Below are 22,030 nucleotides of genomic sequence, written 5' to 3' on the forward strand. Positions count from 1 at the left end.
TGGGGGAGTCCTATGTCTCCCGAGGCTGAACTCCCGGTCCAGGAACCCGTCGCCGTCATCGGCATGTCCTGCCGACTGCCGGGCGCCGCCGACCCCGTCTCGTTCTGGGACCTGCTCCGGTCGGGAACCGACGCGGTGACCGAGGTACCCGCCGGGCGATGGCCCGACCGGTCCGGCAGCGGCCAGGGCGACCACCCCGCCAGGGGCGGCTTCCTGCCGGACATCGACCGCTTCGACGCGGACTTCTTCGGGATCTCCCCCCTCGAAGCCGCCGCGACGGACCCGCAGCAGCGCCTGACGCTGGAGCTGGCCTGGGAAGCCGTGGAACAGGCGCGCATCGACCCGAGCACGCTGGAGGCCACGCCGACCGGCGTCTTCGTCGGCGCCATCACCGGGGACTACGCACTGCTGCACGACCGGCTCGGCACCGGCGCCGTCGGTCCGCACACCCTGACGGGCGTGCACCGCGGCATGATCGCCAACCGGGTGTCGTACGCGCTCGGTCTGCGCGGACCGAGCCTGACCGTCGACTCCGGCCAGTCCTCCTCGCTCCTCGCGGTCCAGCTGGCCTGCGAGAGCCTCCGCCGGGGAGACGCGCGGACAGCGCTCGCCGGCGGCGTCAACCTGAACCTCGTACCGGAGACCAGCGACATGATCGCCGGCTTCGGAGGCCTCTCCCCGGACGGCCGCTGCCACACCTTCGACCACCGCGCCAACGGGTACGTCCGGGGCGAGGGCGGTGCGCTGGTCGTCCTCAAGACGCTCTCCGCGGCCCTCGCCGACGGCGACGAGGTGCACTGCCTGATCCTCGGCGGCGCGGTCAACAACGACGGAGGCGGTGACGGCCTCACCGTCCCCCGCGCACAGGCCCAGGAGGACGTCGTCCGGCAGGCGGCCCGGCACGCCGGGGTCGCGCCGGCCGACGTGCAGTACGTGGAACTGCACGGCACCGGCACCCGGGTCGGCGACCCGGTCGAGGCGGCGGCGCTCGGCGCCGCGCTCGGCGCGGACCGCCCGCGGGACGCCCCGCTGCTGGTGGGTTCGGTCAAGACCAACATCGGGCACCTCGAAGGCGCGGCCGGCGTCGCCGGACTGCTCAAGGTGATTCTCGGCCTGGTCCACCGGCAGCTGCCTCCCAGCCTCCACTTCACCGCCCCGCCCCCGGACATCCCCCTGGACGCCCTTGGGCTGCGGGTCGTGACGTCCTCGCGTGACTGGCCGCGTCCCGACAAGCGCCTGGTGGCCGGGGTCAGTTCCTGGGGGATGGGCGGCTCCAACTGCCACCTCGTCCTCGCCGAGGCCCCGCCCCGGGACGCCGCCCCGCGCCCCGTGCCCCCGGCGGCCGGCGCCCCCTGGGTGCTGACCGCCCGGACCCCCGACGCGCTGCGGGCCCGGGCGGAGGACCTGGCCGGGCACCTCGCCGCGCACCCGTCGGCCGAACCCGCGGACGTGGCGCTCTCCCTGGTCCGCACCCGGACCCGCTTCGAGCACCGGGCGGTACTGCTCGGCTCCGGCCGCGACGAACTGACGGCGGCGGCACGGGCGCTGCACTCCCAGGAGCCCGCGGCATCCGTCGTGACCGGCCGGGCAGGCGCGGGCGGCCCGACCGCCTTCGTCTTCCCCGGCCAGGGCTCGCAGTGGCAGGGCATGGCGCGGCGGCTCATGGACGAGTCCGCGGTGTTCGCGGACCGGATCGCCGAATGCGCCGACGCACTGCGGCCGTTCACCGACTTCGCGCTGCTCGACGTGCTCCGTGAAACGCCCGGGGCGCCCGACCCGGGCCGCAACGACGTCACGCAGACGTCCCTGTGGGCGGTGATGGTCTCGCTGGCCGAGGTGTGGCGTCACGCCGGGGTCACCCCCGACCTCGTCATCGGCCACTCGCAGGGCGAGATCGCCGCGGCGACGGTGACCGGCGCGCTCCGTCTGGAGGACGGCGCCCGCGTCGTCGCCCTGCGCAGCCGTGCCCTGAACGCCCTCCGGGGCGGCGGCATGATGTCGGTCCGCGGCGCGTCCGAGGCCGCGGTCGAGCGGACGCTGCGCTCCGTGGACGGCGTGACGGTCGCGGCGGTCAACGGGCCGGGCTCGATCGTCGTCTCCGGCGCCACGGACCGGCTGGACCTGCTCCGGGGCCTCCTGGAGGCGGACGGCTGCCGGGTGAGGACCATCCCCGTCGTCTACGCCTCGCACTCCGCCGCCGTCGACGCGATCCGTGACGAACTGCTCTCCCTCCTGGCCCCGGTCGCGCCCCGGTCCGTGCCCACGCTCTTCGTGTCCACCCTCACCGGTGAGCCGATGGACACCGCGGGACTCGACGCGGACTACTGGTTCCGCAGCCTGCGGCACCCCGTCCGGTTCGCCGACGCGACGCGTCACGCCCTGGACCTGGACACCCGGCTGTTCGTCGAGTGCAGCCCCCACCCGGTGCTGGTGCCCGCCATCGAGGAGACGGCCGAGGAGACCGGCCGCGAGGTCGCCGCGGTCGGCACCCTGCGCCGGGACGAGGGCGGGGAGCAGCGGGTGCTCCGCAGCCTCGCCGAAGCCTTCGTGCAGGGCGCGGACGTCGACTGGCGCACCCGCTGCGACGTGCCCGGCGCGCGCCTGACCGACCTGCCCACGTACGCCTTCCAGCGTCGGCGGCACTGGCTGGGAGCCGGTCCCGCGGGGGCGCTCGCGGACCGCCCGGCCGCCGCCGGAACCGGCGTTCCCGCGCCGGCCGCCGAGCCGGACCGGGTGGCCGGGCCGGCCGGTACCTCCCGGCGGGCGTGCCTGCGGCTGGTCACCGCGACCGCCGCGGCCCTGCTCGGCCACTCCGGCGCCGAAGCCGTCGACGCGGAGCGGACGTTCAAGGACCTGGGACTCAACTCGATCGGCGCGGTCGAACTGCGCAACCGGCTCCGTACCGCGACCGGCCTCTCACTGCCCACCGGGCTCGTCTACGCCTTCCCCACCCCGCGCGCCCTCGCCGGACACCTGCACTCGAGGCTCGGCGGCACGGGCGGGGACCGGGACGACGCCGCGGACAGCGCACCGGACCGGGCCGACCACGCCTCGGAGCCGATCGCGATCGTCGCCATGGGCTGCCGCTTCCCGGGCGGCGTCGAGACCCCCGACGACCTGTGGCGGTTGCTGGCGGACGGCGCCGACGTGATCTCCCCCTTCCCCGCCGACCGGGGCTGGGACCTGGACGCGCTCCTCCCCGACGGCGGCCCGGAGGGATCCGCCCGGTGCGTCACCGGGCACGGCGGATTCCTGCGCGGGGCGGACACGTTCGACGCCTCCTTCTTCGGGATCAGCCCCCGGGAGGCCCGCGGCATGGACCCCCAGCAGAGGCTGCTGCTGGAGACCTCGTGGGAGGCCGTCGAGAGGGCGGGCCTCGCCCCCGAGGGGCTGCGCGGCTCGGACACCGGAGTCTTCATCGGTGCCATGGCAGCCGAGTACGGGCCACGGCTGCACGAACCCGCGGGCGCCAGCGAAGGACTCATGCTCACCGGCAACGGACTGAGCGTGGCCTCCGGGCGCATCGCGTACACCTTCGGTCTGCGGGGACCCGCGCTCACCGTCGACACGGCGTGCTCCTCCTCGCTGGTCGCCGTCCAGCTCGCCGTGCGCTCCCTGCGCACCGGGGAGTGCTCGCTCGCACTCGCGGGCGGCGTGACCGTCATGTCGGGCCCCGGCAACCTCGTGGAGTTCAGCAGGCAGAACGGGCTCGCCCCCGACGGGCGGGCCAAGGCCTTCGCCGACGGCGCGGACGGCACGGCGTTCGCCGAGGGGGCCGGCGTCCTGCTGCTCGAACGCCTCTCCGACGCGCGTCGCGCCGGGCACCCCGTCCTCGCCGTGATCCGGGGCGCCGCCGTCAACCAGGACGGCGCGAGCAACGGACTGACCGCCCCCAACGGGGAGGCCCAGCAGGACGTCATACGAGGAGCCCTCGCGGACGCCCGGCTGGAGCCGTACGACGTCGACGCCGTCGAGGCGCACGGGACGGGCACCTCGCTGGGCGACCCGATCGAGGCGGAGGCGCTCCAAGCCGTCTACGGGCACCGGCGCACCCCCGAACGGCCGGTGTGGCTCGGCTCGGTGAAGTCCAACCTGGGTCACACCCAGGCCGCGGCGGGGGTCGCCGGTGTCATCAAGATGGTCCTGGCCCTGCGGCACGGCACCCTGCCGCGGACCCTCCATGTGGACCGCCCCACCCCGAAGATCGACTGGGACGCCGGCGGACTGCGCCTGCTCACCGAATCCCGCGACTGGCCCGCCGCCGGCAGGCCCGCCCGCGCCGCCGTCTCCTCCTTCGGCATCAGCGGCACCAACGCCCACCTGATCCTGGAAGCCGCCCCGCCCACCGGTGAGCCGGCCCCGGACCCGTCGGCCGGCGGACCTCTGGTGTGGCCGCTCTCCGCCCGCACCGCCTCGTCGCTGGCCGCCGGTGCCGAGCGGCTCCACCGCCACGCGAACCGGGCGCCCGAGCCCGAACTGCGGGCTACGGGCCCGCTCCTGGCCCGCCGTCCCGCCTTCGCCCACCGGGCGACCGTGATCGCCGACAGCAGGGACGAACTGTGTGCCGCGCTCGCCGCGCTCGCCGAGGACCGGCCGCACGCCGCCGTCTCCCGGGGCGTCGCCCCCGTCGGCACCCGGACGGTGTTCGTGCTTCCCGGCCGCGCCCCGGACTGGGCGGCGAGCTCCGCCGAACTCCTGCGCACCGACACCGCGTTCGCCGACCGGCTGCGCTCCTGCGACGCAGTGCTGACGCCCGTCACCGGCTGGTCCACGGCCGACGTACTGCTCGGCACGCCGGGCGCACCCGGCCCTGAGACCCCCGACGTCGCCGGACCGGCGTGGTTCGCGGTGCAGTGCGCGCTCGCGGCCGTCTGGCGGGCGGCCGGGATCGAACCCTCGGCAGTACTCGCCGCAGGGGCGGCGGAGACCGCCGCCGCCCATGTGGCGGGCGTCCTCACTCTCGCCGACGCCGTACGGCTGGTCGCCACCGGCCGGCTTCCCGACGGGGCGTCAGTCCGGCCCACCGACACCGAGGTCTGGTCGGCCGACACCGGAACGCTCGTCACGCCCGAGGACCTGACCCGCCGTGACCGGACCGCGCCGCCCGCAGGCCCCGACCCGCTGGGCCGCGCGCTCGGGGCGCTCGACGGCACGGGCCGTTCGCTGTACGTCGAACTCTCCCCGGCACCACGGTCGGCGGCGGACATCGAAGCGGTTCTCGGCAGACGGGACGGTGACGCGCGGACCGCCCGCGTCGTACCGTACGGCGGCCACGGGGACGCACCCCGTTTCGTCGCCGCGGCGGCCGCGGCCCACGCGCGGGGCGCCGACGTCTCCTGGAGCGCCCTGCTCGGTCCGGCCTCCAGGCACGTGGAGCTGCCGACCTACGCGTTCGACCGGAAGCGCTTCTGGCTGTCCGCGCCGGCCCGCGCCGCGGTGGCGCAGTCGCCCCGGCACCCGCTGATCGACTCGGTGGTCCCCGTCGCGGACACCGGCGGTCACCTCCTGACCGGAGAGCTCACTGCCACCACCGCGCTGCGACGCCACGGCGACGCGGCCGGACGGAACACCCTCGTCCCGGGCACGGCGGTCCTGGACCTGGCACTGCGGGCGGCACGGGCGGCGGGCCTGTCCCGGGTGGAGGAGCTGACCCTGACCGAACCGCTGCCGCTGCCCCTGGACGGCGACCCCGCGACCTGGGTGCAGACCACGGTGCGCGGAGCCGACGAGGACGGCCGGCGCGAGGTCACGGTCCACTCCCGGCCCTCGGCCGGCCGGGCGGAGGAATGGACCCTGCACGCGACCGGGCTGCTCGGCCCGGACACCGGACCGGAGCCCGAAGTGCTCCCGGCCGGCCCCCCGCAGGGCGCGACCCGCATCGACCCGGCGTCGTTCCCGGCCGACGGCCCGGGACACGGCATCGAAGCGGCCTGGCGTGACGGCACCGGCGTGTACGCCGAGATCGGGCTGCCCGCGCCGGGCCCGGACGCCGGCACACCCTCCGCCCAGGCCCGGGCGGACGACGCCCTGCACGTGCTCGCGTTCCTCGCCGGGGCGGAGAACCCCCCGTCCGGCGGTGAACCCCCGGCGCACGGGTCCGTGGCGCGGATGCCGTTCCGCTGGAGCGGTGTCCGGACCGCATCGGGCCCGACGGGCACCACCCTGCGGGCCCGGCTCACCGGGCAGCCCGACGGCACCTGCGCCGTGGCCCTCCACGACGCGGACGGGCGCTGGATCGCCGGCGCGGACGCGGTGACCCTCCGGCCGCTCGCCACGGGCGACGGAACGGGATGGGCCCGCGACCCGGAGCCGGCTCCCGCACCCACCCCCTCCGAGGCGGCCCCTCCGCCACGGGACGGGGAGGGCGCCCCGGCCGCCGCGGCGTGGACCGGACCGCTCGGCGCACGGCTCGGGGTGCTCGACGCCAGGGGCAGACGCGACTTCCTCGTCCACCTCGTACGGGAACAGGTGGCCACCGTCCTGGAACACGACACCGTGGACGACGTCGACCCCGACCGGGCCTTCAACGACCTCGGCGTCAACTCCCTGGCCGCCCTCGAACTGGAGGAGATGCTGCTGGAGGAGACCGGCCTGCGGTTGCCCTCCACCGTCGTCTTCGACCACCCGAGCGTCCACGCGCTCGCCGACTACCTGCTCGGCCGGCTCCGGCCGCCGGAGCTCCGGACGCCGGCCGGACAGGCGGGCACCGCCGCGGACACGGGCGGGAGCCGTCACGGGGACGCCCCCGTGGACGCGGACACCTTCGAGTACACCGACCACCGGCTCTGAGGCAGAGCAGACAGGCGAGAGGTTCCAGATGGCAGGCGAGGACAAGCTCCGCGAGTATCTCAAGCGGGTCACCGGTGAACTGGCCGACGCCCGGCGTCAGCTGGCCGACGCCGACGCGCGCGCCCACGAGCCCGTCGCGATCATCGGCATGGCCTGCCGGTACCCCGGAGGCGTCAGCACCCCGGAAGACCTCTGGGAGCTGGTGGCGAACGGCACCGACGCCATCACCGACTTCCCCGCCGACCGCGGCTGGGACGCGGAGAAGCTGTTCGACAGCGACCCCGACTCCCTCGGCACGACCTACCTCACCCGCGGCGGCTTCCTGCACGACGCCGCGGACTTCGACGCCACGTTCTTCCAGATGAGCCGGCGCAACGCCCTGGCCACCGACCCGCAGCACCGGCTGCTCCTGGAGACCACCTGGGAGACGTTCGAACGGGCCGGCATCGACCCCGCGGTGCTGCGCGGCAGCCGCACGGGCGTGTACGCGGGCCTGATGTACGAGGCGTACTCGAACCGTTTCATCGGCGCGGTGCCCGGAGACCTGGAGGGCACGCTGCTCGTCTCCAGCACCGACAGCGTCGGCTCGGGCCGGATCGCGTACACCTTCGGTCTCGAAGGGCCCGCGATCACGCTGGACACGGCGTGCTCCTCCTCCCTGGTCGCCACGCACCTGGCGGTGCAGGCCCTGCGCAGCGGCGAGTGCAACCTCGCGCTGGCCGGCGGAGCGACCGTGATGGCCGCCCCTGACCCGTTCGTGGAATTCTCCCGGCAGCGGGTGCTCTCGCCCGAGGGCAGGTGCAAGTCCTTCTCCGGGGACGCCGACGGCACCGTATGGGCCGAGGGCGTCGGCATGCTCCTGCTGGAGCGGCTGTCCGACGCACAGCGCAACGGCCGCCGGATCCTCGGTGTCGTCCAGGGCAGCGCCATCAACCAGGACGGCGCGAGCAACGGCATGACGGCGCCCAACGGCCCGTCCCAGGAACGGGTCATCCGGGAGGCCCTCGCGGACGCCGGCCTGGAGGCGGACGACGTCGACGCGGTGGAGGCCCACGGCACCGGCACCCCGCTCGGCGACCCGATCGAGGCGCACGCCCTGCTGGCCACCTACGGACGCCGCGGTGCGCAGGACCGGCCCCTGCTGCTGGGTTCGGTGAAGTCCAACCTCGGGCACACCCAGGCCGCCGCGGGAATCGCCGGCGTCATCAAACTGCTCATGGCCATGCGGCACGAGAAGCTGCCGAAGACCCTGCACGTCAAGGAACCCTCCCCCCGGGTGGACTGGGAGTCCGGCGCGGTCGAACTGCTCTCCCAGGCACGGGACTGGCCGAGAGGGCAGCGGACGCGCAGGGCCGCGGTCTCCTCCTTCGGCATCAGCGGCACCAACGCCCACCTCATCCTGGCGGAGCCGCCGGAGACCGCACCCGCGTCCCCGGCCACCGGGACCCCGACGGCTGCCCCGCTCGCCTGGGTGCTGAGCGCGCGCACGGCCACGGCCCTGCGCCACCAGGCCGAGCGGCTGGGCGAACGGGTCTCGGCCGACACAGGACTCCGCCCGCTGGACGTCGCCCACTCCCTCGCCACGACGCGCGCGGTCTTCGAGCACCGGGCCGTCGTGCTCGGCGGGGACCGCGCCGCGCTCCTGCGCGGCCTCGCCGCCCACCTCGACGGCGCCCCGGACGCGGGGGCGGTCTCCGGCGTCGCGCGGGGCAGGACGGCTCCCGCCCTGCTCTTCTCCGGCCAGGGCGGTCAGCGACCGGGGATGGGCCGGGAACTCCACCGGGCCTTCCCGGTGTTCGCCGCCGCGTTCGACGAGGTGTGCCGGGCCCTGGACCCGCACCTGGACCGCCCGCTGCGGGACGTGATGTGGGAGGACGACGGGAGCGGCTCGGGAGAGCTGGACGAGACGCAGTACACGCAGCCCGCGCTCTTCGCGTTCCAGGTGGCCGCCTACCGGCTGCTGACCTCCTTCGGGATCCACCCGGACCGGGTGGCCGGCCACTCAGTGGGCGAGATCGCCGCCGCCCACGTCGCCGGGGTGTGGGACCTCGCGACCGCCGCCCGGCTCGTCACCACCCGCGCCCGCCTGATGCAGCGCCTGTCCGTGCGCGGGGCGATGGTCGCCGTCGCGGCCTCGCCCGACGAGGTGGCGCCGCTGCTGGCCGGACGCGAGCACCTGGTCTCCGTCGCCGCGGTCAACGGGCCCGCCCAACTGGTGCTCTCCGGCGACAGCGAGACCTGCCTGGCGATCGCCGCACAGCTCAAGGAGCAGGGCCGGCGCACGGCACGCCTGAGGGTGAGCCACGCCTTCCACTCGCCGCTGATGGAGCCGATGCTCGAGGAGTTCGCGCTCACGCTCAAGGAACTGGCCTTCGCCGAACCGCATCTGGCGTACGAGAGCGACCTCGGCGCCGACCGGTCGTGGGCCGACCCGCAGTACTGGGTGGACCAGGTGCGCGGGACCGTGCAGTTCGCGCCGATGATCGACCGGCTGGCCGCCGGTGGAGTCACCTCGTACATCGAGGTCGGCCCCGGGCCGGTGCTCGCCGCCATGGCGGCCGAGTGCCTCGACGGCCGGCCCGCCACCGTGACGCCCATGTGCCGGCGCGGTGTCGCCGAGCCCGAGGGCCTGCTGGCCTGCCTCGCCGAGACCTTCGTCGCCGGGACGACGGTCGACTGGTCGGCCGCCGCCGAGGGCGGCGCGGTCGTCGACCTGCCGACCTACGCCTTCGACCGCGAACGCTTCTGGCTGTCCTCCGCCCCGGCCGCGGACGCGGCGGGAGCCGGACAGCGGCAGACCGGCCACCCGATGCTGCCGGTCGCCGTCGATCTGGCGAACGGCGGCGTCGTGGCCACCGGCCGGATCTCCGCCCACCTGCAGCCGTGGCTGACGGACCACACCATGGCGGGGACCGTGGTGGTGCCGGGCACCGCCCTGTTCGACCTCGCGTCGACAGTCGTGGGACCGGGCGGGAGCAGACGCATCGAGGAACTGGTCTTCGAGTCGCCGATGGTGCTGCCGGCCGGTGAGTCCCTGGCGCTGCAGGTCGTCCTGGACGGCACGGACCGCTCCGTACAGGTGTACTCGCGGGCCGAGGGGCAGGACGAGGACGCCGCCTGGACCCGGCACGCCTCCGGTACGTGGGACGAGGACCGGCCCGACGACGGCGGCGGCCCCGGTGCGGCCGGCCGGTCCGCGCAGTGGCCGCCGACGGGCGCCACCCCGATCGCCCTGGACGGGGTGTACGAACAGCTCGCGGAACTCGGGTACGAGTACGGCCCGGCGTTCCGCGGCGTGCGGGCCGCCTGGCGGCACGAAGGCGACCTGTACGTGGAGGTCGCCCTGCCCGACGGCATCGCAGCCGACGGCTTCAGCCTCCACCCGGCCCTGCTGGACAGCGCGTTCCACCCGTACATCGCCGAAGCCGGCTCGCAGGAACTGCGGCTGCCGTTCGCCTTCCGCGGAGTGCGGCTGCACGCCCCCGGGGCCGGACTGCTCCGGGTCCACCTCGCCGCGAACGGTCCGGACGGGTTCACCGTGCGGGCCGTGGACGCCTCCGGGCAGCCGGTGCTCGACATCGAGGAACTCAGGGTGCGCGCGGTGAACGCCGCCGCGCTGGCGGCCGCGGCCGGCGGCGCCGTCGGACCCGTGGGGCACCACAGCCTCTTGTGGACGCCGCTCGGCGCACACCGCGCCGAGGGGCCCGCCCGCTGGGCCGCCCTGGGAGCCCCCGTCGAAGGGCTCACCGCCTACGGCACGCTCGCCGCGTTGGGCGCGGCCGTGGACGCGGGCGAGCGGCCCGACTTCGTGGTCCTCACCTGTCCCGCCGAGGCCGGGGAGGACGACACCCTGGCCGCCCGGGTACACGGCACCGCGGCCCGGACACTGCGCACGCTGCAGGACTGGCTGGCCGACGAACGCCTCGCGGACGTACGCCTGGTGGTGCGCGCCGAACGGGCCGCGCTCACCTCGGGCCCCGTCTGGGGAATGGTGCGGGCCGCGCAGGCCGAGCACCCCGGGCGCTTCGTACTCGCCGACCTCGGGCCCGAGTTCGGGGCCTGGGGGCCGCTCGCCGCCGGCGTCGCCGCGGGCGAGACGCAGTTCGCCCTCGACGCCGAAGGGAACCTCGTCGTCCCGCGGATCGCGCGCCGCACCCCGGAGAGCGGCGACGACGCACGGGACGCGGGACTCGACACCGGGACGGTGCTGGTGACGGGGGGCACGGGTGGGCTCGGCGCCCTCGTGGCGGCCCGCCTGGTCGAGCGGTTCGGCGTCCGGGACCTCGTGCTGACCTCGCGGCGCGGCGCGGACGCCCCCGGCGCGCGCGAACTGGCCGCGCGTCTCACGGAGTCGGGAGCCACGGTGAAGATCGCCGCCTGCGATGTCACCGACCGCTCCTCCCTGGCCGCTCTGCTCGCCTCGCTGCCCGAGGACCGGCCCCTGGTCGGCGTCGTCCACGCGGCGGGCGTCCTGGACGACGCCATGGTGCAGAAGCTGACCCCCGAGAGCCTCGCCACGGTACTGGCCCCCAAGGTCGACGCGGCGTGGCTGCTCCACGAGCTGACGGCGGACCTCCCCGTCCGCAGGTTCGTCCTGTTCTCCTCGCTCGCCGGAGTGCTCGGCAACGCGGGACAGGCGAACTACGCGACCGGCAACGTCTTCCTCGACACCCTGGCGCGCCACCGGCGCGACCAAGGGCTGCCCGCCGTGTCCGTCGCCTGGGGCATGTGGTCGGGCCCGGCCGGAATGGCCGCCGGGCTGACGGCCGCCGACGAACGCCGGCTCGCCAGGGCAGGAGTGGCCGCGCTCACCCCAGAGCAGGGGCTCGCCCTGTTCGACGCGGCGCTCACCGAGTCCGGCATGAGCGATCCGCTGCTCGTGGCCACGCGGTGGGACCAGGCGGCCCTGCGGGCCCGGTCCGAGGCAGGCGACGACGTCCCGGCGCTGCTCCGGGACCTCGTGAGGACACGCCGCGCCACCGCCGCCGGACGGGGCCGGGCCGGCCTGGCCGAGAAGGTCACGGGGCTGCCCGCCGCGGAAGCGGGCCCGGCCGTCGTCGCCGCGGTCTGCGCGCACGTGGCGGCCGTGCTGGCACACGGGGACCCGGAGGCGCTCGACGTCGAGCGGAGCTTCAGCGAACTCGGCATCGACTCGCTGGCGGCGCTCGAACTACGTGCCCGGCTGAACGCGGACACCGGGCTCCAGCTCCCGCCGACGCTGGTCTTCGACCATCCGTCGGTCACGGCTCTCGCCGGACACCTCCTCGAACAGCTGGCCCCGCCCCCGCCGAGCGCGGAGGACGTCCTGCGCGAGGCCCTGGCCCAGGTCACCGCCCTGCTCGACGAGCACGACACGGGACAGCGCGAACGCCTGGCGGCCGCGCTGCAGTCCGCCGCCGGCCGCATCAGGGCCGACTCCGCGGGAGGCCCCTCTCCCGTCGAGCTCGGAGCCGCGTCCGACGAAGAGATCTTCGCCTTCATCGACCAGCACCTCACCGAGGGATCCGGCGAATGAGCGGCCCCACGAGAGGCGTACAGATGACGGACGAGAAGCGGCTGCGCGAGTACCTCCGGCGCGCGACCACCGAACTGGCCGACGCCCGCCGCCGGCTCGCGGAGGCGGAGACGGCCGGCGACGAGCCGATCGCGGTCATCGGCATGGCCTGCCGGTTCCCCGGGGCGGACACCCCCGACGCGTACTGGGACCTGCTCGCCCAGGGCCGCAGCGCCGCCGCCGACCAGGTGCCGGACGGACGGTTCGACCTGACCCCGTACGTGGACCGGCACGGCGTGTACACGCAGAGGGGGGCGTTCCTCGACGACATCGCCGGCTGGGACGCCGACTTCTTCGGGGTCTCCCCGCGCGAGGCCGTCCGCATGGACCCGCAGCAGCGGCTCCTCATGGAACTGCTCTGGGAGACGCTGGAGAGCGCCGGGCTGGACGCCTCCGCCGTCGCGGGCAGCCGGACGGGTGTACTCGTCGGCTTCTCCGACAGCCTCCAGTACGGGCGGCTCCAGGGGGACCGCCAAGGAGCAGGCGTCGTCACCGACCCCTTCCTCGGGCAGGGCAGCGCCGCGAGCGTCGTCGCCGGCCGGCTCGCCTACCACTTCGACCTGCACGGCCCCACGGTCACCCTGGACACCGCCTGCTCGTCCTCCCTGGTCGCCGTGCACCTGGCCGCAGCGGCCCTGCGCCGCGGCGAGTGCGACGTCGCCCTGGCGGGAGGCGGCTCGCTGGTGATCCACCCGGACGTGTACGCCACCGGCTGCGCGACCTCGATGCTCTCCCCGCAGGGCATGTGCCGGACGTTCGACGCGAACGCCGACGGATACCTCCTCGGCGAGGGAGGCGGCATGGTCGCGCTGACCCGGCTGTCCGACGCGCGCCGTGCCGGCCACCGCGTCCGGGCGGTCCTCACCGGTTCCGCCGTCAACCAGGACGGCCGGAGCAACGGCCTCACCGCGCCCAGCCGCAGCGCCCAGGTGGAGGTGATCCGGCGGGCGCTGGACGCGGCGCGGGTCGCCCCCGACGACGTGGACTACGTCGAGGCGCACGGCTCCGGCACCGCGCTGGGCGACGCCATCGAACTCGGCGCCCTCGACGACGTGTTCGGCCGCAGATCCCCCGCCCGGCCCCTGCACATCGGTGCGGTGAAGACCAACATCGGCCACACCCAGGCGGCGGCGGGCATGGCCGGGCTCATCAAGACGGTGCTGGTCCTGGAGAAGGGGACCGTGCCGCCGAACCTCAACGTGACGGAGCCCAGCACGGCCGTACCCCCCAGCGGTGCGCTGCGCCCGGCGGACGGGCTCCTCCGGCTGCCGGAGACCGGACGGTCCCTGGTCGCGGGGGTCAGCTCCTTCGGCTGGTCGGGCACGAACGCGCACGTCGTGCTGGCCGCGGCCCCCTCCGGCACCGACGGGCCCGCACCGGGGCCGGCGGCCGGCAGCCGCCGCTACCGGGTCCTCCCGCTCTCGGCCCATGCGCCCGCCGCGGCCGACGAGGCGGCTCGGCGGCTCGGCGCGCATCTCGCCGCCGCCCCCGGCACACCCTTGTCCTCGGTCGCGCGCACCCTCCAGACGGGCCGCAAGACCTTCGAGCACCGCCGTGTCGCGGTGGCCGCGAGCACCGCCGCGGCGGCCGCGTCCCTTTCGGGCGAGAAGGGTTCGGCGCCCCTGCTGGGCAGGACCGACACCACCCGGGGCAGACGCGCGGCGTTCCTCCTCGCCGGGGTCGGCGAGCAGTACCCGGGCATGGTCGGCGAGCTCCACCGGCGCGAACCGGTGTTCAGGGAGCACCTGGACGCGTGCCTGGACCGGCTCTCCCGGCTGATGCCCCACGTCGACCACGCGGACCTGCTCGTCGGCCCGCGCATCGGCGGCGGCGGCGATCTGGCGGCGCTCCTCGGCCGGGCGACGACTGTCGATCCGCGGGAGAAGGAGATGCAGCGCACCGAGGTGGTCCAGCCGCTGATGTTCGCGGTGGACTACGCCGTGGCCCGTACGCTCATGGCCTGGGGCGTGACACCGTCCTCGATGCTCGGCTTCAGCCTCGGCGAGTACGTCGCGGCCTGCCTGGCCGGAGTGTTCTCCCTGGACGACGCACTGGCCCTCGTGGTCAGGCGCGCACAGCTCATCGCCACCGTGGCGCCCGGAGCCATGGCCGCTGTGCCGCTCTCCCCGAAGGCCCTGGGCGACCGCTTCGACCTCGACCGGCGAGGCGTGGACATCGCGGTGGCCGCCGGACCCGAATCGGTCGTGGTGGCCGGGGCGGAGAGCGCCGTACGGGAACTCGTCGAGGAACTGCGGGCCGCCGGAACGCCCTGCCGGCCGCTGGCGACGACCCACGCCTTCCACTCCCGGATGCTCGCCCCGCTCAGCGGTCAGCTCACGGCGTGGGTCACCGAGAACATCACGCTGCACCCGCCGGTCCTGCCCTACCTGTCGAACGTCACCGGGCGTCCCGTCGACGGGACACTCGTGTGCGACCCGGCCTACTGGGCACGCCACATGTGCGAAACCGTACGGTTCGCGGAGTGCGCCGACACCCTCCTGGCCGACCCCGGACTCGCCCTCGTCGAGATCGGCCCCGGCCCGTCCCTCGGCGCCATGGTCCGGGGCCTCGGCTGCCCGCCGGAGATCTGGCCGCTCATCACCGCCACCCTGCCGGCCGCCACCGACCCCCGCCCGGCCGACGAGACGCTCGCCGACTGCCTGGCCCGCCTGTGGCTGACCGGCGTCACGATCGACTGGCCCGCCCACCACGGCGGCGACCCGGCGGCGGCCGCCGGTACGACGCCACCGGTCCCGCTGCCCGCCTACCCCTTCCAGCGCAGGCGCTACTGGATCGAGGACGGGGCGGGCGGGACGACCGGGACGACGGAGTCCCCGGACACCGTCCCGCTGCGGCCCGCCTCGCTGGAGGACATCACCCGGATACCCCGGCTGCCCGAGGAGGAGTGGCTGTCCCTGCCGGTGTGGCGGCAGACCGTCCCGCCCGCCCCGGACGCCCGGCAGCCCGGCCACTGGCTGGTCCTCAGCAAGGAGGGAGCCGCGGACGAGATCCTCGCCGGGCTCCTCACCGCCGGCGGGGCGTCCGGCGCCCGCGTCTCCGTCGTCCGCCCGGGAACCGCCTTCCGGCAGACCCCCGGGGGCTACACGGTCCGGCCCGGCAGCGCCGAGGACATGGTCGCCCTGCTGACCGCGTTGCGCGCCGACGGTCTCCCCCTGGAGCGCGCCGTCCACCTGTGGACCCTCACGGACCGGGCCGAGGACGGCACCGCGGTGCCCGCGCACGGCGGGAGCCGCGAGGAGGACCACGACACGGTCCTCGCGCACGGCCTGCACACGGTGCTCGCGCTGGCCAGGGCCGCGGGTGAACTCGCCCTGGACTCCTGGTCCCTGGACCTGGTGACCGCCGGCACCCAGCGGGTGCTCGACGAGGCCGGGCTGCGCCCCGCGGCCGCGACCCTGCTCGGTCCGCTGCTGGTCGTCCCCCAGGAGTACCCCGGCGTCCGGACCCGGCTCGTCGACGTACGGCCCGGCACGGCGGCGGCCCAGGTGGTGGCGGAACTCCGGGGCCCGCGCACCGCTGCGGTCGTGGCCCTGCACTCCGGCCGCCGCTGGGTGTCCGGGTACGGGACGGTCCCGCCCGCCCCCCTCGACACCGCCCGCGGTGTGCTGCGCGAACGAGGGGTCTACCTCGTCACCGGCGGCCTGGGAGGCATCGGGCTCGGCATGGCCGAACACCTGGCCAGGGACTGCCGCGCCCGGCTGGTGCTCCTCGGCCGCAACGGGCTGCCGCCGCGCGAGCGCTGGGCCGCCGTCGCGTCCGGCGAGGAGGAGAGCGACCCGGTCGTACGCGAACGCGTCACCCGGGTCACGGAGCTGCTCGCACTGGGCGCGGAGGTCGAGATCGTCGTCGGCGACGTCGCCGACCCCGACGCGGTACGCCGTGCCGTGGACGTGGCCCGCACCGAGTTCGGCGCCCTGCACGGGGTCCTGCACGCCGCGGGCGTCGCCGGCACCGGACTGATGCAGTTCAAGGAGCGGGACGACATCGAGCGGGTCCTCGCGCCCAAACTCGCCGGAACCCGCGCCATCGCCGCCGCCCTGCAGATCGGCGAGCCCGACGAACAGCCCCTGGACTTCCTCGTCCTGTTCTCCTCGATCACCTCCGCGACCGGCGGGGGCCCCGGACAGGTCGCCTACTGTGCGGCCAACGCCTACCTGGACGCCTACGCGCAGCGATGCGCCGCCCCCGGCCGCAGGGTCCTGTCCGTCAACTGGGGCGAGTGGACCTGGAACGCCTGGGACGAGGGCCTGGAATCGTACGACCGGAGCCTGGAGGCGTTCTTCCGCACGCACCGGGCCGAGGTCGGCATCGGCTTCGCGGAGGGCTGGCGCAGCCTGCTGCGGTCGCTGGCGACCGGCGAACCCCAGGTGCTGGTGTCCACCCAGGACCTGCCGACCATGGTGCGCTTCAGCGACTGGTACACCGTGGACGCCCTGACCGCCCCCCTCGGCGAGGGGACCGGGCAGGGAGCCCGCTATCCCCGGCCGGAGCTGATGACGCCCTACCAGGAGCCGTCCGGGCCGACCGAGACGAGGATCGCCGAGGTCTGGTGCGACGCGCTGGGCCTGGAACGCGTCGGCGTCGACGACAACTTCTTCGAGCTGGGAGGCAACTCCCTGCTCGGCATCAGGATCCTGGCGACGCTGCGGGAGACGCTCGGCGGGGTCGAACTGCCGCCGCACATCCTCTTCGAGGCGCCGAACATCGCCGCGCTGGCCCGGACGGTGGACCCCCCGCAGGACGGGGGAGCGCGGACCGGACCCGGCACCGGGTCGCAGGACCGGGCCCGCCTGCGCCGGTCCGGTCTGCAGGCCGCGGCCCGCCGCCGCCGCTGAACCGGCCCGGAACGGCCGGTCACGTGCACAACGCATCACCGAGAGAAGAGGAGACGTCATGACCGTCGTCGGAGTCGTGGGCAGCGGCGTGATGGGAGTGGGGGTCGCACAGAACCTGGCCCAGGACGGATACGAGGTCATCCTCGTCGACCGCACGGACGAGATCCTGTCCGGGGCACGCCACGCCATCGCACGCAACTGCCGGATGAGCCGCCTGCTGGGCGGACCCGCGCTGGACCCGGACGAGATCCTGGCGCGGATCACCACCGTGGTGGGCGTGGCGGCCCTGGACAAGGCCGACTTCGTCATCGAGAACGTCACGGAGGACTGGGACGTCAAACGCCAGGTGCACCAGGAACTCGACGCCGTCTGCGCCCCGGACACGGTCGTCGTGGTGAACACCTCGGCCATCCCGATCACCAAGGTCGCGTCCCTCCACGCCCGCCCGGAGCGGGTGATCGGGGTGCACTTCATGAACCCCGTCCCCGCCAAACCGGTCGTCGAGCTCATCCCCGGATTCCACACCTCGGCACGGACGGTGGAACGGACCGGGGAACTCCTGCGCGGCATCGGCAAGAAGGCCGTCCACGTCAAGGACTCGTCCGGGTTCGTCTCCAACCGGGTCCTGATGCTCACGGTGAACGAGGCGGCGTTCCTCGTCCACGAGGGAGTGGCCACCGCCGAGGACGTCGACGAGGTGTTCCGCGGCTGCTTCGGACACCCCATGGGCCCGCTGGAGACCGCCGACCTCATCGGCGTCGACACCATCCTCCAGAGCGTCCAGGTCCTCTACGACCACTACGCGGACAGCAAGTACCGGCCGTGCCCGCTGCTCAAGCAGATGACCGACGCCGGGCTCCACGGCCGCAAGACCGGCCGGGGCTTCTACCGCTACGACCCCAGCTGACCGCCCCGCAGCCGCGGCGGCCCACCACCCACAACTCCGCAGGAGACGAGGACACCACCGACATGGCCAGCACCGTCAGCCAGCAGATCACCGCGTTCATCGGCAGCAGGTACCCCCAGGCCGACATCGCCGACACCGACGACATCTTCTCCCTCGGCCAAATCAACTCGCTCTTCGCGATGGAGCTCGTGATGTTCGTCGAGAAGACGTTCGCCGTCGCCATCCCCAACGAGGAGCTGCGCATCGAGAACTTCCGCACGGTGGAGGCGATAGCCGACCTCGTGGGACGGCTGCGCCCGGTCGACGCCACGGTCGCGTAACCCATGACCACGACCCGTCAGCAGACGGTACGCACGGCGCCGGCCGCACCCGGCCGGGCGTCGGCCCGGTCCTTCGTCGACACGCACATCGCCCCGTACGCCGACGAGTGGGACCGGCTCGGCACACTCCCGGAGGAACTGCCGGCCCGGCTCGGCGAGGAAGGGCTCTGGGCACCGTTCCTCGCGCCGGAACTGGGCGGTGCGGGAACCGACATGGTGACCCTCGGCGCCGTGCACGAGGAAGTGGGCCGCGGCTGCTCGTCCGTGCGCAGCCTGCTCACCGTCCACACGATGGTCGCCTGGGCGCTGCGGCGCTGGGGGACCGAGGAACAGATCGAGAGCTGGGCCCGGCCGATGGCCTCGGGCCAGGTGCTCGGCGCGTTCTGCCTCTCCGAGCCCGGCGCGGGCAGCGACACCGCGAACCTCGCCACGACCGCCACCAAGTTCGGCGGCGGCTGGCGGCTCGACGGCGTGAAGACGTGGATCACGGGGGGCCGGCGCGCCGATGTGTTCCTGGTGTTCGCGAGGACGGCGACGGGCAACGCGGCCTTCCTCGTCCCCCGCCACCACCCGGGCGTGCGCGTGGAGCCCCTGCACGACATGCTCGGCACCCGCGCCTCGCTCCTGGCCACCCTCACCCTGACCGACGTGGAACTGGGTCCCGAGGCGCTGCTGGGTCCGACCGGGTTCACCTCCGGCATGGTGCTCACCGGCACCCTCGACCTGGGCAGGTACAGCGTGGCCTGCGGCTCCGTCGGCATCCTCCAGGCCTGCCTGGAGGCGGGAGCGGCCTACACCGACCGGCGCCGCACGAGCGGCCGGCGTCTCGGGGACCACCAGCTCATCCAGGCGAAACTCTCCGACATGGTCACCGACACCCGTGCCGCACGTCTGCTGTGCGCCGAGGCGGGCCGCCTCAAGGACGCCGGCGACCCGGAGACGATCATGGCGACGTGGGTGGCGAAGTACTTCGCCTCCACGGCGGCGGCCAGGCACGCGTCCGAGGCGGTGCAGCTCCACGGCGCCAACGGGTGCAGCCCGGACTTCCCGGTCGCCCGCTACTACAGGGACGCGAAGGTCATGGAAATCATCGAGGGCAGCAACGAGATCCAGCGGATCACCATCGCGGAGCAGGCGCGGAGGGACGGGGAACGATGACAGTGACCACGGAGCCCGACGCGCTGTCCCCGGGCGGGGAACCGGCGCGCGGCCGCATCAAGTGTGTGGTGTGGGACCTGGACCGCACCCTGTGGGACGGCATCCTGCTGGAGGACGGTGAGGTCGTGCCCCGGCCCGCGGTCGTCGCGCACATCCGCAGACTGGACGCGATGGGCGTGCTGCACTCCGTCGCCAGCAGGAACGACCACGACACGGCCATGGCCAAGCTGCGCGAGTTCGGGCTGGACGAGCTGTTCCTCTGCCCGCAGATCGGCTGGAACGCCAAGTCCGACTCGATCCGGCACCTCGCGCGCCGGCTCAATCTCGGGACGGACGCGTTCGCCTTCGTCGACGACCAGGAGTTCGAGCTCGCGGAGGTCGGGCACGTCCTTCCGGAGGTGACCCTGGTCCGGGACGCCGACATCGACGAGGTCCTCGTCGGTCCCGCCTTCACCCCCCGGTTCGTCACCGGGGAGTCGGCGGAGCGGCGGATCATGTACCGCGAACAGCTCGCCCGCGAAGAACTGGAGCGCGAATTCGTCGGCACAGGCGACGAGTTCCTGGCCACCCTGGACATGCGGTTCACCATCGCCCGCGCCGAACGGGACGACCTCCAGCGCGCGGAGGAGCTGACGGTCCGTACGAACCAGCTCAACTCCACCGGCCGCACCTATTCGTACGACGACCTCGACGCCCTGCGCAGGTCACCGGACCACCTCCTCCTCGTGGCCTCGCTGACCGACCGGTTCGGGAGCTACGGCAAGATCGGTCTGGCACTGGTGGAGAAGTCCGCCCCCGACTGGCGGCTGAACATGCTGCTGATGTCGTGCCGGGTGATGTCGCGCGGGGTCGGCATGGTCCTGCTCCACCACATCATGGGCCTCGCCCGGGACGCCGGCGCCGGTCTCCAGGCCGACTTCGTGGAGACCGGACGCAACCGGATGATGCAGATCACCTACGCCTTCAGCGGGTTCCGCGAGATCGCCCGGGACGGCGCGCACGTCGTCCTGGCGGCGGATCTCGGCCACCACCGGGAACCGCCCGCCCACGTCCGCCTGGAGGTGACCACGTGACGGCGCCCGCCGAGGCCGGACCGCTCGCCCGCTGGCTCCCCTTCCCGCCCTCCGACGACGGGGTGCGGCTGTACTGCTTCCCGCACGCCGGCGGCTCCGCGTCGACCTTCAGGACGTGGACCGGACGCATCCCGGGCGTCGCCCTGTACCCGCTCCAGCCGCCCGGCCGGGAGACCCGGATCAGGGAGGAGCCGTTCCGCGCCCTGGGACCCATGGTGGCCGAGCTGGCCGACGTGGTGCTCTGCGGCGGCAGCGCCCCGTACGCGCTGTACGGGCACAGCCTCGGCGGACTGGTCGCCTTCGAGGTGGCCCGGGAGATCCGCCGCCGCGGCGCGCCGCAGCCCTCCCACCTCATCGTCTCGGGATGCGCCGCCCCCGACCACGACCCCGGCGACACCCCCTCCGTGGCGGACCTCGACGACCCGCGGACGGTGGAGGTGCTGCGCCGGCTGGGCGGCACACCGGAGTGGGTGCTCCGGGACCCCTCCGCCCTCGGCATGATCCTGCCGCCGTTCAGGAGCGACTTCGCCGTCAAGGAGAGCCACCGCTACCTTCCGGAACCGCCCCTGGACCTTCCGGTCACGGTCCTGGCCGCGACCCGCGATCCACAGGTACCCCTGGAGTCGACGGCGGGCTGGCACCGGCAGACGCGCGCGGAATTCCGGCGGCACCTCCTGGAGGGCGGCCACTTCGCGGCCCTCCAGCAGACGGCCCCGACCCACCGGTACATCAGTGAGGCGCTGCACCCATGACGACGGCGAGCCGAACGCCCACCCTCACCCGGGACGCCATCGACACCTGCGAACACGCGGGTCGCACCGCCGGGCCGGCCGCCGGACTGGCCGCCGCTCTCGCACGGGCCCCGGCCCACGGCGCACCGGGCGGTGTGGTGGCACGTCCCGCGGCGGCCGTGACCGGGACGGGCACCCGGATCCCGCACCCGATGGCTGCCCTGGAGGGGGTGGTGTTCCTCAGGGAGGAGCCCGACGGAGCCGACCTGACACAGCTCACGGTGCTGCTGGGCGCCGCCCGCCTCGGAGTCACCCGGCGCCTGGCCGAGGCGGCCGCCGCACACCTCGCCGGCCGTGTCTCGGGAGGCGAACCGACCCTCGGCAAGCAGCTCGTCCAGGCCGCACTCGCCGATCTGGCCACCGAGACGGAGGTACTGCGCCGAAGACTCCTCGCCCCCACGCACTCGCGGGCCGGCCTGGCGGAGGTCCACGACCGGCTGACGGCCCTGGACTGGGAGTCGGTCAAGCTGTTCGGCGCCGGCGGCTACGTGCTCGGCAGCCCGGCAGGCGCCGGCCACGTCTCCCGGCTGGTGGCGAACTGCTGGGTGGCGGGGCCGGGTACAGGCTGCTGACCGGCCCGCC

The 22,030-nt window shown here is 74.6% G+C and carries 8 protein-coding genes and 1 pseudogene; all 9 read left to right on the forward strand.

Going from position 1 to position 22,030, the window contains the following annotated elements:
- Positions 1-12 precede the first annotated feature (12 nt).
- The 9 genes and pseudogenes from ACFQ6X_RS12890 to ACFQ6X_RS12930 all read left to right on the forward strand — a co-directional run bounded on the left by ACFQ6X_RS12890 (position 13) and on the right by ACFQ6X_RS12930 (position 22,020).
- Positions 13-6,789, forward strand: coding sequence for a type I polyketide synthase (locus tag ACFQ6X_RS12890; protein WP_383180246.1), 6,777 nt, complete (start codon positions 13-15; stop codon positions 6,787-6,789).
- Positions 6,790-6,853: 64 nt separating this feature from the next.
- Positions 6,854-12,304: pseudogene (locus ACFQ6X_RS12895) on the forward strand (SDR family NAD(P)-dependent oxidoreductase); the annotation flags it as partial.
- Positions 12,301-17,199 (forward strand): SDR family NAD(P)-dependent oxidoreductase, encoded by a 4,899-nt coding sequence (locus tag ACFQ6X_RS12900; RefSeq protein ID WP_383180249.1) that lies wholly within the window; start codon positions 12,301-12,303, stop codon positions 17,197-17,199. The pseudogene ACFQ6X_RS12895 and the gene ACFQ6X_RS12900, both read left to right, overlap by 4 nt.
- Positions 17,200-17,257: 58 nt before the next feature.
- Positions 17,258-18,106: a 3-hydroxyacyl-CoA dehydrogenase family protein gene (locus tag ACFQ6X_RS12905; protein ID WP_383180251.1), complete on the forward strand. Its 849-nt coding sequence runs from the start codon at positions 17,258-17,260 to the stop codon at positions 18,104-18,106.
- A gap of 62 nt (positions 18,107-18,168) precedes the next feature.
- Positions 18,169-18,426, forward strand: a complete 258-nt coding sequence (locus ACFQ6X_RS12910; protein ID WP_383180254.1) for an acyl carrier protein — start codon at positions 18,169-18,171, stop codon at positions 18,424-18,426.
- A 3-nt stretch (positions 18,427-18,429) separates the two neighbouring features.
- Positions 18,430-19,584 (forward strand): acyl-CoA dehydrogenase family protein, encoded by a 1,155-nt coding sequence (locus tag ACFQ6X_RS12915; protein ID WP_383180257.1) that lies wholly within the window; start codon positions 18,430-18,432, stop codon positions 19,582-19,584.
- Positions 19,581-20,657: an HAD-IIIC family phosphatase gene (locus tag ACFQ6X_RS12920; protein WP_383180260.1), complete on the forward strand. Its 1,077-nt coding sequence runs from the start codon at positions 19,581-19,583 to the stop codon at positions 20,655-20,657. The genes ACFQ6X_RS12915 and ACFQ6X_RS12920 overlap by 4 nt, the downstream gene beginning before the upstream one ends.
- Positions 20,654-21,409 (forward strand): thioesterase II family protein, encoded by a 756-nt coding sequence (locus ACFQ6X_RS12925; protein ID WP_383180263.1) that lies wholly within the window; start codon positions 20,654-20,656, stop codon positions 21,407-21,409. Before ACFQ6X_RS12920 ends, ACFQ6X_RS12925 begins: the two co-directional genes overlap by 4 nt.
- Positions 21,406-22,020 (forward strand): acyl-CoA dehydrogenase family protein, encoded by a 615-nt coding sequence (locus ACFQ6X_RS12930; RefSeq protein ID WP_383180266.1) that lies wholly within the window; start codon positions 21,406-21,408, stop codon positions 22,018-22,020. The genes ACFQ6X_RS12925 and ACFQ6X_RS12930 overlap by 4 nt, the downstream gene beginning before the upstream one ends.
- Positions 22,021-22,030 lie beyond the last annotated feature (10 nt).

The organism is Streptomyces sp. NPDC056452, assembly GCF_042796085.1.
Classification (GTDB): Bacteria; Actinomycetota; Actinomycetes; order Streptomycetales; family Streptomycetaceae; genus Streptomyces.

Coding starts and splice junctions, on each gene's coding strand:
- ACFQ6X_RS12890 (WP_383180246.1), top strand. CDS start 13: ATGTCTCCCGAGGCTGAACTCCCGGTCCAGGAACCCGTCGCCGTCATC.
- ACFQ6X_RS12900 (WP_383180249.1), top strand. CDS start 12,301: ATGAGCGGCCCCACGAGAGGCGTACAGATGACGGACGAGAAGCGGCTG.
- ACFQ6X_RS12905 (WP_383180251.1), top strand. CDS start 17,258: ATGACCGTCGTCGGAGTCGTGGGCAGCGGCGTGATGGGAGTGGGGGTC.
- ACFQ6X_RS12910 (WP_383180254.1), top strand. CDS start 18,169: ATGGCCAGCACCGTCAGCCAGCAGATCACCGCGTTCATCGGCAGCAGG.
- ACFQ6X_RS12915 (WP_383180257.1), top strand. CDS start 18,430: ATGACCACGACCCGTCAGCAGACGGTACGCACGGCGCCGGCCGCACCC.
- ACFQ6X_RS12920 (WP_383180260.1), top strand. CDS start 19,581: ATGACAGTGACCACGGAGCCCGACGCGCTGTCCCCGGGCGGGGAACCG.
- ACFQ6X_RS12930 (WP_383180266.1), top strand. CDS start 21,406: ATGACGACGGCGAGCCGAACGCCCACCCTCACCCGGGACGCCATCGAC.